Source organism: Tautonia rosea, assembly GCF_012958305.1.
Lineage (GTDB): Bacteria > Planctomycetota > Planctomycetia > Isosphaerales > Isosphaeraceae > Tautonia > Tautonia rosea.
Genome location: NZ_JABBYO010000015.1, coordinates 138155 through 155092, shown reverse-complemented (window position 1 = coordinate 155092; position 16938 = coordinate 138155). Strand labels below are relative to the sequence as shown.

Annotated in this window: 14 protein-coding genes; 5 read left to right on the top strand and 9 right to left on the bottom strand. The window is 55.3% G+C overall.

The genetic code is table 11. The features are described 5' to 3' along the window. Window positions 1–187 (bottom strand): hypothetical protein (locus HG800_RS27010; protein ID WP_206352395.1); only part of this gene is annotated, 187 nt, incomplete at its 3' end. A gap of 203 nt (window positions 188–390) precedes the next feature. Here HG800_RS27010 and HG800_RS22200 point away from each other — a divergent pair. Both HG800_RS22200 and HG800_RS22195 read left to right on the top strand, forming a co-directional pair. Then, on the top strand, window positions 391–1575 hold the full coding sequence (locus HG800_RS22200; protein WP_169979634.1) for a hypothetical protein: 1185 nt from the start codon (window positions 391–393) through the stop codon (window positions 1573–1575). Beyond that, on the top strand, window positions 1572–2810 hold the full coding sequence (locus HG800_RS22195; RefSeq protein WP_169979631.1) for a hypothetical protein: 1239 nt from the start codon (window positions 1572–1574) through the stop codon (window positions 2808–2810). Before HG800_RS22200 ends, HG800_RS22195 begins: the two co-directional genes overlap by 4 nt. 66 nt (window positions 2811–2876) lie before the next feature. On the opposite strand, the gene gluQRS is transcribed toward HG800_RS22195, so the two are convergent. Next, entirely contained in the window at window positions 2877–3854 is a 978-nt protein-coding gene (gene gluQRS / locus HG800_RS22190) for a tRNA glutamyl-Q(34) synthetase GluQRS (protein ID WP_169979628.1), read from the bottom strand. A 171-nt stretch (window positions 3855–4025) separates the two neighbouring features. On the opposite strand from gluQRS, the gene prfB reads away from it, so the two are divergent. After that, window positions 4026–5148, top strand: a protein-coding gene (gene prfB / locus HG800_RS22185; protein ID WP_169979626.1) for a peptide chain release factor 2 whose coding sequence is annotated in 2 segments (ribosomal slippage) — window positions 4026–4094 and window positions 4096–5148 — 1122 coding nt in all. Because the reading frame shifts where the segments join, the coding sequence is not laid out codon by codon here. A gap of 833 nt (window positions 5149–5981) precedes the next feature. Here prfB and HG800_RS22180 read toward each other — a convergent pair. Further along, window positions 5982–6629, bottom strand: coding sequence for a 3-keto-disaccharide hydrolase (locus HG800_RS22180; RefSeq protein ID WP_206352394.1), 648 nt, complete (start codon window positions 6627–6629; stop codon window positions 5982–5984). Between the two features lie 271 nt (window positions 6630–6900). Between HG800_RS22180 and HG800_RS22175 the strand changes: the two genes are divergently transcribed. Continuing rightward, window positions 6901–9144: an acetylxylan esterase gene (locus HG800_RS22175; protein WP_169979624.1), complete on the top strand. Its 2244-nt coding sequence runs from the start codon at window positions 6901–6903 to the stop codon at window positions 9142–9144. Window positions 9145–9193: 49 nt separating this feature from the next. Here the strand turns inward: HG800_RS22175 and HG800_RS22170 are convergent, their stop codons facing one another. The 5 genes from HG800_RS22170 to HG800_RS22150 all read right to left on the bottom strand — a co-directional run bounded on the left by HG800_RS22170 (window position 9194) and on the right by HG800_RS22150 (window position 15082). Continuing rightward, a complete protein-coding gene (locus HG800_RS22170) occupies window positions 9194–10081 on the bottom strand; it encodes a glutaminyl-peptide cyclotransferase (RefSeq protein ID WP_206352393.1) in 888 nt (295 codons plus the stop codon). 9 nt (window positions 10082–10090) lie between these two features. Further along, window positions 10091–10654: a GlcG/HbpS family heme-binding protein gene (locus tag HG800_RS22165; RefSeq protein ID WP_169979622.1), complete on the bottom strand. Its 564-nt coding sequence runs from the start codon at window positions 10652–10654 to the stop codon at window positions 10091–10093. A gap of 59 nt (window positions 10655–10713) precedes the next feature. After that, window positions 10714–12840: a family 16 glycoside hydrolase gene (locus HG800_RS22160; protein WP_169979620.1), complete on the bottom strand. Its 2127-nt coding sequence runs from the start codon at window positions 12838–12840 to the stop codon at window positions 10714–10716. A gap of 326 nt (window positions 12841–13166) precedes the next feature. Then, window positions 13167–13706 carry a ribosomal protein S18-alanine N-acetyltransferase gene (gene rimI, locus HG800_RS22155; protein ID WP_169979618.1) on the bottom strand — a complete coding sequence of 180 codons (540 nt, stop codon included), beginning with the start codon at window positions 13704–13706 and terminating at the stop codon, window positions 13167–13169. 320 nt (window positions 13707–14026) lie between these two features. Beyond that, complete coding sequence (locus HG800_RS22150; RefSeq protein WP_235963882.1) at window positions 14027–15082, bottom strand: DUF1571 domain-containing protein; 1056 nt, start codon at window positions 15080–15082, stop codon at window positions 14027–14029. Between the two features lie 439 nt (window positions 15083–15521). Between HG800_RS22150 and HG800_RS22145 the strand changes: the two genes are divergently transcribed. Continuing rightward, a complete protein-coding gene (locus HG800_RS22145; protein ID WP_169979614.1) occupies window positions 15522–16214 on the top strand; it encodes an MBL fold metallo-hydrolase in 693 nt (230 codons plus the stop codon). Here HG800_RS22145 and HG800_RS22140 read toward each other — a convergent pair. Continuing rightward, window positions 16199–16900, bottom strand: coding sequence for a YqjF family protein (locus HG800_RS22140; RefSeq protein WP_169979612.1), 702 nt, complete (start codon window positions 16898–16900; stop codon window positions 16199–16201). The two genes, HG800_RS22145 and HG800_RS22140, sit on opposite strands and share 16 nt — an antisense overlap. Window positions 16901–16938: the final 38 nt, after the last annotated feature.

Sequence of the window (16938 nt, the reverse complement as noted above, 5' to 3'; positions counted from 1 at the left end):
GAGCCCTGGGAGCTGGTAACAAAGACTTTTTCCCAATCCGGCGGGCATGACCACCACTGTATCTTATTGCTTGGATAGCCGAGGCAACGGCTTCAACCTGCCCACTTCTAAAGCGCTGGAAGCCAAAGTGCTTGCGGAGCTTTCCACGTAAGGCTAACCGTTCTGCTTGTGACACGATGTTGGACATCAGACATCCTCGAGTAGCCTCTCAGACAGACCATGAGGAGTCCTTTGGCCCCGGATCTGAGTGGCGACACCTCGGGCAATTCTCGGACCAACTCCGGCTTCTCCTGAATCTATCTCTTCTAGTGAAACTCTCGGCTAATGAACCGAGGTATCGAAGAAGGACCTCAACTGCCTCAAAGATGGATCTACGTTCGGAGTGTGACCATGACCTCGGAAACTCCCTCTCCATTCAATAGGCGCCTTTTTTTAAAAGGGACAGCAACCCTCGGACTCTCGTCAATCGCCTCAGGTGCCACTCACGCTGAGAATGGAGAGAAACGCCGCTCATACCAAGGGCCGAATGTGATCCTTGTCCGTTTCGGAGGAGGGGTTCGTCGCCAGGAAACGATCGCATCGGACGAAACCTATAGTCCCTTCCTGAAAAAAGTCCTTGCTCCCCAAGGTGTACTCTTCCCCAAGATGGAGATCGCAGACGCCCCAGGGGTCGAAACCAACCACGGGCATGGAACGCTCTACCTGCTCACGGGACGGTATGACAGGTACGAAGACGTTTCCGGGAAATTTCTCGGTGCTCGCTTCGAAGCTCAGGTGCCAACACTCTTCGAGGCATTCAGGAAACATTACAACACACCAACACATCAAGCTATAATTATTAATAGCGAAGATCGCACTGACGAGGAATTCTACGCATTTAGCAACCATCACTTGTTTGGGGTTCATTATCGATCGACGGTCCTGAGTCTTTACCGATACAAGCTTCATGTCCTTCGAACGGACCTTGCTCATGGCCGCTATTCTGGAGAGGAAGAGGTCCGGAAACGCGATGAACTCAGGAAACTTGAAGCGGTCGACCATCGCGCGAATAGTGCCGAACCGACGACTCCAGAGCTTGATTCCTTCTGGGATTCATGGACTTCGTATTTCGGTCGAACAGGCCTGGTCAATCCAAGGGGTGACCGACTCTTGGCCGAACTGGGTGTCTGGGCAATGCGTACGTTGCAGCCTTCGTTGATGATGGTCAACTTTAATGACCCAGATTATGTCCACTGGGGAATCGCTTCACATTACACAAGGGGCATTTCGATCGTTGATAACGCGCTCCAACGACTCTGGGAAGAGGCCGAACGACTCCCAGCATATCGCGGGAATACCGTGTTTGTCGTAGTTCCTGACTGCGGACGGGACACGAATCCGTTTGTGGCCGTTCCCTTCCAGCATCATTTCAATGCCCATCATATCTTTGCGGCAGTTGCTGGGCCGGGAATCGATCAGGGCCGCATTGTTGATCGTACAGTCCAGCAAGCAGGAGTTGCGGCAACCGTCGCAGCGATCATGGGCTTTCCGATGCCTTTCGCTGACGGTGAAGCACTTGAGGAGGTCTTCGGATGAGTACGCTCATTGACCAGCCTGCACGGACGGAGCAGATCACAGAAGCTACTCAACGTCAGAGACGTTACTTTCGATCGCTCCGAAGAAGCGCAAGCACACTTCTGACCCTGTCTATCGGGATCGTGCTTTGTTCAAACCCCTGGACCAGCATTCTTGTCATCGGCTGGACCTTCCGGCTCATGCGGCGGCAAATATTTCTCGGTTGGTGGAACCAGCGGCCCACTGGTGAGGAGAGCCCACTGGATGCTCGTATCGTCCCGCTCGATGATCATTTCCCGGCAGCGACACTCCCTCGATGGCTCCTTTGTGAACGGTTCATCGAAACGCTCCGCCGCAACAGACCCGACGGTTCACCTCCCGGGCGATGGCAAATACTTGGCCGCCTCCCCATAGTGATCACCAGTTCACTCCTCAGCAACCTTCGATGGGGAATTCTGGCGCTACTTTGCACAATCCTCCTTACCTATCCGGCATGCGTCCTTTGGCTCGGTTCTTGGTACGACGGATGGAACAACTCGTTTACAAAAGGATACGAAAATGCATTTGTCGGAGCCCAGGCAGGATTGTTTGCTCATCTCCTCTTTCTCGTCGCAATGGTCTACGTTCCGATGGCCTGGGGACATCTCGCAGCTTCGGGCCAGATACGAGCGTTTTTCCAATTCGGACTGCTTGCTCGAATGATCTGGTCCAATGGCTGGCTCGCAGCAGCTTATGCCGCAATCTTCTCGTTGGCGACACTTCCGGTTCTGGCGCTTCGAGCTGCGCCGTTCGCGTTCGCTTTGGCCAACCCAGATGACTGGGCAAACACAGAGCCATCCGAAGTTCTTTCGATCATCACTCGATATCAAATTGCAGCGGGCATTTATCTCTTTTCTGCCTTTGTGATTCTCCACCTCTTTATTGCCCGTCTTTATCGCGTGGCGTTGCGGCGAACGTTAAGTCGTGATCCCTGGATCGTTTCTCAACTGCCCGTCCCCATTCGGACCTCATTGTTCCAGCTCCGTCTAGTTCCGGAACATCCCCCTCGTCGTGGTCCATTCCTAAGGATGATTCGTTGGAGTGCACAATCAACCTCGAACCTGTTCGCCCTCCTCACCACGACGATTCTCTGGTTCACGGTAGTTATTCAGATTTATCTCGGACAGTTCTTGAACTACATCCCCTGGGCTGGATGGCTGAACCAACCCTTGATTCATCTTCCCTGCCTTCAAGTCATCCCAAGTGGCCTCGGATAACACTTTGCATCTCACTCGTTCTGGATCGTACCAGATTCTTGAACATCTCATCGAAGTGATCTCTCCTCAGGCACGAATGAGGCCAAGGTCCAGGAAAACCGGCTCGATTCGTTTCTCCATCCATGGAGACTGCCCCACCCAGTCGACAGGCTTTTCATGATCCTCGGTGCGCAAGCCAAGCGATCTTCCAATCCAGCTCATCAGACGGGTCGGGTCCAAACCTTCGGCTCTCAGAGTGGCCAGCTTGATCGATTCATCTCGCTTGGCAAGCCGTTTGCCCTGCGAATCCACCACTAACGGCACATGTCCATATCGGGGTACATGGAGTCGAAGGGCGTTACCGAGCAAGAGTTGCCTCGGAGTGCTGGAGACCAGGTCATCTCCTCTGATTACTTGATTGACTCCCATCTCCGCATCATCAACCACCACAGCAAGTTGATAGGCGGGAATTCCGTCCGATCTCCCAACAATGAAATCACCAGTCGTCGAGGCAGGGTTAGATTCGATGGTCCCAAGGAACAAGTCATTCCATGAGATCGCACGATCCTCAACACGGAATCTCCATGAAAATCGCTGATCACCGAAATCCTTCTCATCGTCTGGACATCGGTCTGCACAGGTTCCCGGATAAATTGGCCCTTCCTCACCCAGGTGGGGAGCCGATACCATCCGTTGAATCTCTGCTCGGGTACAAGTACAAGGGTATACCAAATTTGCTCGCTTTAGTTGATCGAGCGCTCTCTCATAACGATCCAACCGCTGTGATTGAAGATACGGTCCGGAGGGCCCACCGACGTCCGGCCCCTCGTCCCAGTCAAGACCAAGCCAGTGCAGATCGACCATCGACTGCTCGATCATTCCAGGTCGAACTCGAGTGCTGTCAAGGTCTTCGATCCGAAGAACGACTTTTCCGCCGGCCGATCGGGCCATCAACCAGACGATCAAAAACGTTCGTGCGTGACCAAGATGTAACCCTCCCGTCGGTGAGGGAGCAAATCGACCCACTACCGTTTCGTTCTTTCGTTCTGATCCGTTCGTTTCCATGGCTGCGCGATTCCAACCCGACTTCAAGGAATGCCTGGAGATGAGTCCAATCAAAGCTCAGTTTTTCAGTTCGGCTGGTCCAGTCACCTCAGCCATCGTACAATCCTACGATCGAGTCCCAAAGGGTTCGACGGTTCTCCCCGAGACAGACCTATTGGAGCGTTCCTGACGATGGATGCCGAACTGAAGCGAGAAGCTCGAAGCGTGATCGACCGGATCGTCAACCTGCGAGACTCTCTTTGACTTGGCCGACAAACAGGCACGTCGCGACGAACTCGAGCAACAGATGGGACAACCTGACTTCTGGAACGACCAGGAGCAAGCTCAGGCTATCATCGGTGAGCTCAAAACCCTGAATAGTGTGATCAAACCCTTCGAGGAACTCATCACTCAGGGAGACGATCTTGGCGCGATGATCGAACTGGGCGAAGAAGTCGGTGACGATTCCTTCGACGACGAATTGCGACAGGCCACCGAACGAGCCCTCCGCGATTTCGAATCGTTTGAACTTCGCTCGATGCTCTCCGGTCCAAATGACCATCGAAACGCCTACGTCTCCATCCACGCCGGCGCAGGTGGAACCGAAGCATGTGACTGGGCTGAAATGTTGATGCGCATGTACATCATGTGGTCCGAAGCCCACGGCTACAAAGTCGAGATCACAGATCGCGAAGACGGTGGCTCGGCAGGGATCTCGATGGCGACATTACACATCACCGGCAACCTGGCTTACGGGTATCTCAAGTGCGAAACTGGTGTGCACCGCCTTGTGCGCATCAGCCCATTCGATTCTCAGGCCCGTCGACAAACCTCATTCGCCTCAGTCGATGTCCTGCCCGAAGTTGACGACTCGATCGACATCGAAATTCGGGACTGCGATCTTGAGCGTGAAGTGTTCCGCTGCGGGGGTCCCGGAGGTCAGCACCAGAACAAGACAGAATCGGGCGTCCGATATCGCCATGTACCGACAGGTGTCACCGCCGAATCTCGATCGGAACGCTCGCAGTTCAAGAATGACGCAAATGCAATGGCTCTGTTGAAGTCCAAACTCATCAAGATGGAGGAAATGAAGCGCGAGGCGGAATATGCCAAGTTGTACGATGAGAAGGGGGAGATCAGCTTCGGAAGTCAGATCCGAAACTACGTTCTTCAACCTTACCAACTTGTTAAAGATCTTCGAACCAGCTTCGAGGTCGGCAACCCTCGCGCCGTGCTCGACGGAGAAATTGACGGCTTTATCGAAGCCTACCTCCGCATGAAGCTTGAACAGGGTGAAACCACCCCGGCAAGCTAAGCGACTTAGATCTTTTTTTCTCGCTCTCATCTGACATGCGAGTGGGCTGACCATCCCAGCCAAACTCACGGTCAGCCGGTCAGTCCGCTCGAGGATCGGCAAGAAGATCCGTTTCCCAATGGCAAACTTTCATAATTCGATGCCTATACTTGACGAATCGAACGAGTCCCGGGCCATTCTTGCCTCCGGGTTTCGCCTGGGTTTCTTCTGGATTGGTGATCGCTGGTGCCACTCGATCGATCTTGGGCATGACTCCCGGCTCCAGCGGGTCGCTGTGTCCCTTGAAGGGCATGCAGATGCGGGTCGGATCGTCAGTCCCGCCTTACAGCAATTACAATTTCAACATCCCAACGACGACCCCGACACGCTTCAGGCGTTGCTCGTGGGACAAAGTGGGACTCATCATTTTTCCGTCGTCCTGACCGTTTCGGAGACACCAGCAACTGTTCGACTCTCGGTCGAGGTTGCAAATCGTTGCAGACTTCAGATCCATGCCTTGGCCAGCACCTATGCCGTTGATCTTCCCTCAAGCCAGATCTTGGACGCTAGCACATCAGGAGTCTCGTGGAGTTTACCGAGTCTATCTGGAGCGATCCTGAGCTTCGAGTCTGTTCCTCCAACTCGGACCGATCTGCGCGAAGCTGGCCGACGAGCCTGTCATGTTCAGGCATGCCCTCCCATTCTTGAGAGACAACCCACGCACTGCTGGAATTATCATTGGAAGTTCCAGTATTGCTCCTGAATTTTCGTTCGACTCGATCAAAGAAGCTGGTCCCAATCAAGCTGAGACCAGCCTCATTATCACGCCGATCGGAATACTCTCAACATCGTGCTCAATCGTCTATTGGAGTCAAGACGATCTCCCGAAACTCGATGGGAGCGCCTTCAGACTGAAGTGAAATGGCACCCTCGGTCGCCGAGCAATTGGTTGCCTCGTTGACGAGGTCACCATTGACGGTCACGGTGATCGAGTCTCCCTTGCAACGAATCACCATCGTGTTCCATTCACCGATGGGATTCTCCGAATTGTCGGTGAGATTCAGATGACGACGGCCCATTTTGCGCTCGTCTTCGTTCTCAACATTCAGATCAGTGCCAATGACCCAAAAGTCACCCGCGTCTCCGCGATGAAGCTGAACCTCGATCGATTTTGGCCAGATCCCGATCGCGCCGGGCTCTGACGTATGAACGAGGACTCCACTGTTTCCTCCCTGGCTACCTTCAGGGAACCTCCACTGGAGAGAGAGTTCGTAATTGCTGAAATCCTTGTCTGTCCTGATGTATCCGACAGGCTGGCCCTTGCACATCAAGACCCCGTCTTGAACGGTCCAGACATCTTCGACCTTGGTATTCTCGTCGGCCAGGACCGCAGTCCAGCCACTCAGATCTTTCCCATTGAAGAGTGAGATTGGCTCACCCGCGAGCACAAGAGATGGGGAAAGGGCCAAGACGGTAGTTAGCAGTTTCCGATGGATCATCATTTGTGTCCTCTAAGTCGTCCGGTCTTAACGAGAAAGATGGGATACCTCACGGAATTCGAATTTGAGGCTCCGACACGTCCCGCAGGGTGCAATCGATCATACCAGAGCCAAGGGAACGATGCGTCTCTGTCCATTCCAGCACGTGGAATTCGGAGGCAGGTTGGAGCATGGCGAGTGCCCCGAGCAGTTGGTAGACTCGGCGGGAGATCAATCGGACCCCGGAACCCTCTTTCTGATTGAGCACCTGGGGCGATGAGGAGTACATATTCCCATGAATCCGGCCAATGGCTTCAGCCGTCGAACCGCACTACAAACCCTTACCACTACCATGATGGCCAGCAGTGTTTCCGGGCTCTGGCCTTCGATTCTCTGGGCTCAGGAGAATCATCTAGGACCTCCTCGCGTTCTTCCCGAAGGGGAAAATCCTGTCGATCCTCGGCTCGGTCCCCTTAAGGATTTGAACGGCTACTTTCCATTTCGGGTCCCTGAGTCGATTAAACAATGGCAGACTAGAGCCGAAGAAGTCCGTCAACGCATTCTCGTTTCTGCCGGCCTCTGGCCCATGCCTACCATGCCAGAGTTGATCCCGATCATTCATGGCGCTGTCGATCGCGAGGATTACTCCGTCGAAAAAGTCTACTTCGAAAGCATACCCGGGTTGTATGTCACGGGGAGTCTCTACCGTCCCAAGGGGATCAAAGGTCCAATGCCGGCCGTCCTCAGTCCCCATGGGCACTGGGCAGAAGGACGATTTCACGACCACGGCGAGGACCTCGGACGTCAAGAACTTGAGGCGGGCGCAGAAGCGTTTGAGATCGGAGGACGCCATCCACTTCAGGCCCGATGCGTCCAGCTTGCCCGCATGGGTTGCATTGTGTTCCTATACGATATGCTGGGCTATGCCGACAGCGTTCCTATCACATTCGAAATTGCCCATGGGTTCTCCCGACAGCGGCCCAGCCTGAGTCGTCCGAATCGATGGGGCCTCTTTAGCGCTCAGGCCGAGCTTCGACTCCAAAATGTCCTTGGTTTGCAACTGCTGAACTCGATCCGGGCCCTCGACTTCTTAGCCGAATTGCCTGACGTGGATTCCGACCGGATCGCTGTGACGGGTGCCAGCGGTGGCGGAACGCAAACGTTCTTGTTGGCAGCAATTGATCCCCGGGTTTCCGCGGCTTTTCCCGCAGTGATGGTCTCCACAGCAATGCAAGGAGGATGCACATGCGAGAATGCAACCTACCTTCGCATTGGCACCGGGAATGTTGAGTTCGCCGCGCTCTTTGCTCCGAGACCCCTTGGCTTGACCGGTGCAAATGATTGGACTCGCGAGATTGAAACCAAGGGACTTCCAGAACTTAAGCGACTCTACGAACTCGCAGACGCTCCCGGGAACGTGATCGCTCGTCATTTTGACTTTGGTCACAATTACAACGCTCCAAGCCGGGCAATGATGTACGCGTTCATGGCCGATCACCTCGATCTCGGACCCGATGTCTCGGTCGAGGAACGCGATTACCAACCTCTCAGCCGCGAGGACGCAACCGTCTGGAATGAAGGGCATCCCAAGCCGCCAACGGACGAGGACGCCGAGGTCCGACTTCTCGCCCTGCTCGATGCGGATTCTCAGTCAAGAATGGATGAGATTCGTCCAAACACTGCCGAGAAGCTCCTCACCTTTCGGAAGATCGTAGGGGGCGCAATCAAGACCATGGTAGGCCGATCCTTCCCAGAAGCGGGTGATGTTGTCTACGACAAACATCGAGAAATTGACCGAGGCAAGTGGCTTGAAACACTGGCTCTGTTACGTTACGAGCCCGAAGGCGAACTCATCCCTTCCGTCTTCCTCTATCCCAAGACCTATCGCGGTCGAGTTGTCCTCTGGGTTGATGAGGATGGCAAATCATCACTTTATGATCAAGCCGGTCAACCGATCGGTCCCATCCGACGGCTGATGGATCACGGTGTTGCCGTCGTCGGTTGCGATCTGTTCGATCAAGGCGAGTGGCTCAAGGATGAGCCTCGGATTCAATCACGACGCGTCGAGAATCCTCGAGAGTTTCTGGGCTACACGCTGGGATACAACCACCCATTATTCGCCCAACGAGTCCATGATCTGCTTTCCATGTTGGCCTTCGTTCGACACCATGATTTCAGTCCCGGACGCGTCGAACTGGTGGCCCCTGGCGGAGCCGGTCGTTGGGCAATGGCCGCTGCGGCAGTCGCCTCTGAAGCCGTGGATGCCTTGGCACTTGGAACCGCAGGATTCCGGTTCGGTCACATCACCGACCACCGTGATCCCGATCTCTGGCCAGGCGCCCTGAAATATGGAGATTTGCCGACGCTCCTGGCACTCTGCGCACCGATTCCTCTCTGGGTTTCTGGCGAAGGAGCCCAACTTCCCGGCATCATCGTCGATGCTTACAATGCAGCTTCGGGTTCAAAGCCCAATTGCTTCGACGGGGATGCTGAGAAAGAACGCGAGGCGGCCGTAGCCTGGCTGCTTGATCGCGAGTAATCGTGACCACTGTCAGAACCGGTTCGATCCGGTTCTGACAGTCGTTCGATCAGGATCGAGGGACGACCCGAATCTCAAACAGTTCCGACCAGTTCTTTCCGGTCACAAACAACCGCTGAGTTTTGGCTTCGTAAGCGATTCCATTGAGTACTGCATTACTGCCTATTGCCTGCTGAGGGCGAACATTACTCAGGTCAATCCAGCCCACGATCCGCCCAGTCCGCGCAGAGATACGAGCGATGGTCGAAGTATTCCAGATGTTGGCAAGAATCTCCCCATTAATATACTCGAGCTCGTTCAACTGATCGACCAGACGCCCATCCGGAGTCACCACCCTGAGCGATCGAACCGGCTTGTAAGTCTCAGGATCAAGAAATCGCAAGGTTGCAGAACCGTCACTCATAATGAGATGTTGGCTGTCATGGGTCAAACCCCAGCCTTCACCTGCGTATCGAAAGCGTCCTCGGAGCTCGAAGGTTTCTTTGTCAAAAATGAAGCCAATTCGGTCCTGCCAGGTGAGCTGAACAATCCGATCCTTCCAGATGGTAAGCCCTTCTCCGAAAACCTCGTTCGGCAACGCAACCTCTTTGAGAATCGCGCCGGTTTCGAACTGAACTTTGCGAAGGCGAGAGCGGCCATATTGACCGGTCCCCTCGTAGAGTTGTCCATCCGAAAATTCGAGGCCCTGGGTAAAGGCGTTGAGATCGTGCGGATAGACCTTCACAATCTCAACGCCGTAAATTGGTACTCGGCTTGGTTGGGAGGCAATCCAGAGTGCCCATGCCCCTACCCCTACCACCGCCACCGAAACGATGACTCCTAGCAGCCCACCAATCCGTTTCTGACGTGACCAGCCTGTTGCTGGTGTCGACGGTGAGGGCGAGCCGTCATGCTTCGTCATCTTGGATGCGTTGTGGTGGGCGGTCAGCAGTTGCATCAATGAACCTCAGTCTTCGACGTCTTCTTGAGCCTTGATCGTTTCGAGAAGGCGAGCAATCCCCGCTCGAGCAATCTCGGCATCCTGTTCTCCCGTCGCACCACCGACCCCGACTCCGCCAATGATCTGCCCATCGACAAGAATTGGGACACCTCCATAAAGGGTTGTAACCGTCCCACCCGATGCCGAGGCCGTCAGTTGAAGACTGACGTTGAGTAAGACATCTGGCGTCTCGACACCAGCAGGTACAGGCCCGGTTGGTTGCCGGAGTGTTGCGGCAGCGATGGCCTTGGTGATCGAGGTATACGAACTCGCCGACCGGGCTCCGTCCATGCGGGCAAAGGCAATTGGGTGTCCGCCATCGTCAACCACGGTAATGTTCACCTTCAACCCCATTGCCTTGGCTTGGTCTTGAGCCCCTTCAAGAATTGTCTGAGCTCCTCCAAGTTGCAGTCGTATGGCTCCACGCTCGATCATCGGAGCGACCTCAACCGATTCCTGTGCGGAACCAGTCTGAACCGCCTGCAAGATGCTCATCAATACCACTACCGTCTTGAACAGAGATTCAGACATGCGATGAATCCTCGTTTGTCATCAACGTTTTGCTCTTTTATTACGTCATTTTTATTACGTCATTGAGCGATTCGACGAGGGGTGAGCATCCACTCGACGAGTTCCGGCTCGGCATAGGCACGATCCCAACTGTTGTGCCCAACCCCGCGATACTCAGTATATTGGACGGGTGCACCAAGGGCCTTCAAGGATTGGACTATCTCTCGCATTCCCGTGACAAACGGTTCACGATCCTCGTCTCCCACGAATCCCCATGTCGGGATCGTTCGGATTCGTTCAGCCCGTTCGGGATCACCGGGACCACAGATCGGCACCAGAGCGGAGAATCGATCGGGATATGTCGTCGCGAGCGACCAGGTACCCATTCCCCCCATTGAGAGCCCAGTCAACACAATGCGACTCCGATCAACCGCGTAATCAGCGATGACTTCGTCAAGGATCGTGATCGCTGCTTTTCCATCTGGAGACGCGGCCGACCAGGTTTCGCGCGCTTGGGGAAACACGGCGATGTAAGGGTGTGCCCCAGGATTCGAGGCGATACTTGGCCCAAGTCCTACCTGACTCGGAAGTATCCCGTCATCGCCTCGTTCACCGGCGCCATGAAGGAACAGGACTATTGGAAAGAGTTTTACTCCATCGTATCCGTCCGGCACGAACACGGTGTATCGTGATTTTGGTTCCATCCGCGAGGTTCGGAGATGAAATCCGGGTGTCTCCGGATTACCTTCCAACCTTGGTCGCGGCAAGGGCTGAACGAGGAGATCTCTGAATTGAATCTCCATCGGGCCGCCTGAGTGAAGCTGGACCGCGAAACGCCCTGCATCCGGGATCTTTGGGTCCGATTCGACATAATCGACGGAAGGGACACCGTTGAGGCTTAACCGGATCTGATCCCCCATCGCCCGAATGACATACTGATTCCAGCCGTCGAGCCGGATTGAAGTGCGAGCACGCTCGGATGCTCGTTCAAGCACCCGATTGCGCCTCGACTCGTCATAGAGACTACCCCAGTAGTCTTCTCCGATATCTGCCTGATACCCGATCATTTCGTGACCGGCGAGTCGCTCGCTCCGGAATTGGATACCGCTATTTCCTGCTCCATCTCGAAGCCGAAAGGTACAGCGAAAGACGAAGTCGGCGAAGCGATCGTTCGTAGCGAGAAACTCGTTCCGATTCAGTCCAGGTGACGACCCCACAAGCATGCCGTTGCGTGCGAACCAAAGGGAGTCGTCCCCCTCCCATCCGGTAAGGTCTTGGCCGTTGAACAGCGAAACGAACCCGGCGGTTTCGACCACGGGAGGCAACCCCTCGAGCTGATCCGTCCATCGGAGCAAGATCGTGGCCATGTACGTGCCACCAAGTGTCGCCTCCTTCTCCTGCGGACTGGGCGAATAGCCACCATCGTCCCGACGACACTGAGCGACAAATTGACGCAGGGCGTCAAGATCCGGGGGTGATCCCATCATGTAAGCCGCCCGCATGACGCGGTATGAGGCGGAGAGATCGGTTCCCCCTGCCCCCGAGGTCCATCCACCATCTGCTTGCTGGCCGGCGAGGATCGCTTGGATCACGGCATCACGTCGTTCAAGATCGTGGTCCATTCGAAGCAGGGCTGCCGCGGTGCCGCCAGTATCGAAGGCAAGGCTTCGCCCTTCTCCCCAGGTACCATCATCGTTGCGAGAATCGAGAAGTTCTCGGGTCCACTCCTCAGCTTTGGGTGATGGACGACCCACCGCCTCGAATCCGGCAATTGCAATGCGAACCTCGGGGAACGTTTGGGCATGAGTTGCAAGGTACTCGGAAGCTTGACTAACCAATTGCTCATCCGCGAGTCGCAGCTCACTCAGTGCCATCAGTCCCGAAGCCGTCGTACCAACATCCGGAGTCCCGCCAGGATTCTGGGCAAAGCCTCCAGTTTCCGGATCAAAACACGATCGCACAAAGTCGAGACAAGCCAGAACGTCCGGGATTGATCCTGTCGTGTATCGAAGCACTCGAACTGCGGCGGTCGTCGCACCGAGCGAGGATGCTCCTCTTGGTTCAGCGGCAAAACCACCATCAGGGTTCTGCCGACTCGCGGCAAATTGGGCCGTCTCATTACGATCAATGACGCTGAGCGACTGGGCCTCTGCATGCGATGCAAGAATTGCCAACCATGCGAGCAGGCCGATCAGGTGTTGCTTCATGGCGAGTCGATGGGCTCATTGAATGGAAGACGAGCGTTGAATAGCCGACGAGCCGGCTGATCTCGACGGGTTCGTTCCGACCGGTGTTCCCCGTCTCACATCACGTTGTGCTTCAGCCATCTCAGAATTCAGTGTAGCAAGACTTTCCGAAGGAGATAAGCCACCCCACCCTTGTGATGGCGCTTCTAAGGAATCACCCCGCGCGTTCACGTCGATCGCCCGCCAACTCTCACACAATGGAAAACGCCGCGCAGAGGAACCCTCAGGATTCCAGCGCGGCGATTGAGCTTGCTCAGATTGAATCCAACCGAGGCTATGATCACCCGTCAGCCTTCGAGTTGCCGAGCAATCCGATTGACAGGTACGCCTTCGACCAGCTCGGTCGGAAGCACATCCGGTAAGACGTACTGGAGAACATAGGCGTCCTCGCCGGTGTCCTCATAGGCTTCCCGAACGACCTCGACTGCTCGGAAATCGAGAGCCCGGAAGTAGAGTTGGGCCGACAGATTCGATTCCCGAGTCTGAAGGAGAATCTTCGTCCTGCGATGGCTGGACAATTTGCCCACAAGTTTGGCAACCATCTGTCGACCCACTCCCATTCGTCGGAATTCGGGAGCAACCGCCAGATTCAACACCTGGAGTCTTGACTTATGCAACTCATAGATCATGAATCCGACCACACGTTCTCCGCACTCGGCAACCATACCGATGCAGTTTCGTTGTCGGAGCACTCGGAGGAATTCCTCCTCACACCAGGGAAACTCATAACTCGCATGCTCGATGGCCAGGACCTCGGGCATATCGCGTCGGATCATCCAGCGAATGTGCACGCGGACCTGGGCCTTGGCGGTGGGCACCGTGCTCATCGAGCCTCCCTCCGTGGACAAATTAAAGACGGCGAGCCCTCAGCATCCTGCCGAGAACCGACGTGGAGACAGTGGGATCCGATCCGCGGAACGGTCCGCGGAGGATGGGTTGGAGGTGATCCCTGGCTGGGCCCGAAGGCCCCGCGAGATCGCGACGGGCCGGAATCCTCCGCCAAGGCGGGGCGGATTCTATCGGAGCCTCCCGGGGCTGCCAACCCCGCTTCCTCCGCTCCTTCGTTGGGGGAAGGCCCGGTGGAAACCGGGCCATTTCTCACACCCTCTTATCGGCCGGATCGGAGCCGATCCTGAGGCGGTCACCCTCAGAACCGCCCAAAGGAGTATGCCTTATTAGAAGGATCAAAATCCGCGTCAGACAGGCCCACATTGATCTTCAGGTCCGAATAGATGTACTCCTCCAATAACGGAGCAGGCTGATCTTCGCCAGCGGGCCAATCATATGCCTCAAATCGAGTCGGCAACCCTAGCTCGTGGTCGATGTAGAGCCTGACCTCGTGGAACACAAAATGGGGCTGACGATTCCTGTGCTTGCAGATAATCATCATTGAGGGACGCTTGTTCACAAGAACGGTTTCTCGGATGGTGACTTCGCTGTCTCTGGGATTCATTTCGCGATTCCAACCTTCGGTCAGCGTGTCGATCATGAATCCCAGACCTGCTTCAGTAATCGGGTGACGATTTCCATCCATCGCCCGCCGGCTCAGAGGATCGAGGTGCAAGGTCCCTGCGAGAAATTTGTTGAACCCCACGTCGTGAACGATGGCCTTCCCTCTATTGCGACCGTCCACATAAATCGCCTCGCGGCCTGCTTTCGGTTGCTTGAACTTGAAATACACACTTTTCGGACTCGTCCGGGCTTTCATGCTCATCACTTCGTAGCCCGAAAGGCGGCCCTGAATGCGTTCTCGCTTGATGAATGTGCACGTATAGTCTCGCACACTGGCAAATCGTTCTTTACTCTCGGCCAGTGCCGCCTTGGCGTAGTCAATGGGATCCGAGGAGGGGTCGATCGCAGAGTGGCGAGTGTTTAGACCGGGAGGCATCCGGTCGACAGGGTTCGCATTCGCGAGTCGGAGTGGTTCTGACTCCGAAATCGCGATGGAGTCAGTCTCGTTCTCAGGTGAGTCGACCCGGGAATGTTCCACCAACGATTCGGTCGAGCTCTCCCCCACCGGTTCGGAGTCGGGGAAAGGGGTAGTGACCGATGTGGTCCCAGTATTCAGCATCCGGGAATCAGAGGCAGGTTTCTGATCAGTCGATTCCATCGAGAGAGATGGAGCGTTGTTGCGTTCAGAACTTCCCGAAAGAGCATTTCCTGCTACTACCCTCCCTGAAACCAGGATTAGCCCCGCAAGCATCAACACCGACCCAATTCGTTCACGGAAGTGTCGCGTTCGAGTCTTTACTTCTGCTACCATCGCGGAGCCCTCCCAGCGAATCTCGAATCGGATGCATCCCACAACGCTTGGGTTTGGGGCGACCACGGGTGTTCATCGAGACGCAAGTCCCAGCGCTACCAGGGCAGGCCGGAACATCACGTGGGAAGTTTCTCTTGTAGAGGTCGCAGTCAACACAAAACCTTAGCATGCAAACCCTGGACCGAGAAAGCCCAAACCCTTTCGCTTCATGCATTTCGAGCTTGTTATGGTGACATCGAAGCAATTCTTCCGAATATGACACCTATGGAAACAACGCTCCAAGCCCTTTTTTTCAATGGCCAATTGAGCTCGTTACAATCTCGGAACCATCGTTGGCGAACACATCGCTCGAACTCATCACATCTGAGGATCGGAATCCATGGAACCCGACGAACGAATCGAACCCGGTCTCGTCATTGAATCCTTTCTGTCACCTACCTTTGAGCAATGGTCCTATCTTCTGTCCAAGCCGGGACGGCAAGACGTTTTGGTCGTCGATCCAGGATTCCGCACCGGTCCTTTGCTGGAGACGATTCGATCACGGAATCTTCGGCCCGCAGCCATCCTGAACACCCATGGGCACTCAGACCACATTGCAGGCAATCGAGCTATAAAGGAAGCGTTTCCCGAAGCCCCGCTCCTTATCGGGCGTCATGAAGCTCACCTGCTAACCGACCCCGTTGCAAATTTGAGCGCCGCCTTTGGACAGTCATTGATCAGCCCACCGGCCGACCGGCTCTTGGATCATGGTGAGACTCTTGAACTAGCAGGGTTCTTGCTTGAGGTTCGTGAGATCCCAGGCCACAGCCCCGGATCAGTCGTATTCGTGGCTCGAAACGAGTCTCCCCCGATCGTCATTGGCGGGGATGTGCTTTTTGCCGGCTCAATCGGCCGCTTTGATTTTCCGGGTGGCAACGGGCTCCTTTTGGTTGAAGGAATTCGATCGAAACTCTTCGACCTCCCAGAGGAGACGCGAGTGTTTCCCGGTCATGGACCCGAGACCACCATTGGCTCTGAGCGGCTTCGGAACCCTTACGTCGGCGATCAAGCAGAACGTTACCAACTCGACTGATCCACCGATCGTAGCGGAAAGACCTCGACATCGACTCCCGACGCGTAATGAATCAAGGGCGGATGGTCCGGCCGTTCGAATCCCGCCGAAGCAAGCAAATCTTCCTGGCAATCCAACAGCTCGGCCTCCTGAACGGGATATGACCGATGATGCACTCTAACCTGGTGCAATTGACCCCGGCCAAACGCGTAGAGAAGATAACGCTCCAGCAGAAAAAACGAGAGCGTTCCCGGCACTGCATGCGTTGGAGATCCGGTCGGGAGGTATCGAATCCGGCATGATGCCCCTGTCTTGCTATTCCTTCGAGACGACGAATAGTCGATCACCCCTCCCGTTGCTTGTTGGTATTGCATGCTCATGCGTGCCCATTTGTAGGGAAGGTGAAAGGTCGTCTGGGCGAGCCAGACCGCCACCGGATTCGCAGCATCGAGACTATAAAACCACACTCCGGGATCACGCCCCGCAAAATGCACATAAGTCCTAACATTCACCTCGTGAAAGTTCGAAATCCATGGAATTGATGGAAAGCCGATCGGTCGAACCCCGCTCATGGTGAAGGGCACCAGCCCGAGATAAGCCTTGCCAGCAAAAGTGTCCACCTCCAATCCTGGTGGCAACGTCGCTTCGATGATCTCGGCGGGAACCTCCCAGTGAAGGAAGAGCAGGTCAGACCAGTGTTGACGCATCACACACCAATCATCCGGGCGACGCGTTGGGTTCAGTC

What these genes read in the sequence shown, in the direction of transcription:
- HG800_RS22200 (WP_169979634.1), top strand. Translation starts at nt 391, where the DNA reads ATGACCTCGGAAACTCCCTCTCCATTCAATAGGCGCCTTTTTTTAAAA.
- HG800_RS22195 (WP_169979631.1), top strand. Translation starts at nt 1,572, where the DNA reads ATGAGTACGCTCATTGACCAGCCTGCACGGACGGAGCAGATCACAGAA.
- gluQRS (WP_169979628.1), bottom strand. Translation starts at nt 3,854, where the DNA reads ATGGAAACGAACGGATCAGAACGAAAGAACGAAACGGTAGTGGGTCGA.
- HG800_RS22180 (WP_206352394.1), bottom strand. Translation starts at nt 6,629, where the DNA reads ATGATGATCCATCGGAAACTGCTAACTACCGTCTTGGCCCTTTCCCCA.
- HG800_RS22175 (WP_169979624.1), top strand. Translation starts at nt 6,901, where the DNA reads ATGAATCCGGCCAATGGCTTCAGCCGTCGAACCGCACTACAAACCCTT.
- HG800_RS22170 (WP_206352393.1), bottom strand. Translation starts at nt 10,081, where the DNA reads ATGCAACTGCTGACCGCCCACCACAACGCATCCAAGATGACGAAGCAT.
- HG800_RS22165 (WP_169979622.1), bottom strand. Translation starts at nt 10,654, where the DNA reads ATGTCTGAATCTCTGTTCAAGACGGTAGTGGTATTGATGAGCATCTTG.
- HG800_RS22160 (WP_169979620.1), bottom strand. Translation starts at nt 12,840, where the DNA reads ATGAAGCAACACCTGATCGGCCTGCTCGCATGGTTGGCAATTCTTGCA.
- rimI (WP_169979618.1), bottom strand. Translation starts at nt 13,706, where the DNA reads ATGAGCACGGTGCCCACCGCCAAGGCCCAGGTCCGCGTGCACATTCGC.
- HG800_RS22150 (WP_235963882.1), bottom strand. Translation starts at nt 15,082, where the DNA reads ATGCTTGCGGGGCTAATCCTGGTTTCAGGGAGGGTAGTAGCAGGAAAT.
- HG800_RS22145 (WP_169979614.1), top strand. Translation starts at nt 15,522, where the DNA reads ATGGAACCCGACGAACGAATCGAACCCGGTCTCGTCATTGAATCCTTT.
- HG800_RS22140 (WP_169979612.1), bottom strand. Translation starts at nt 16,900, where the DNA reads ATGCGTCAACACTGGTCTGACCTGCTCTTCCTTCACTGGGAGGTTCCC.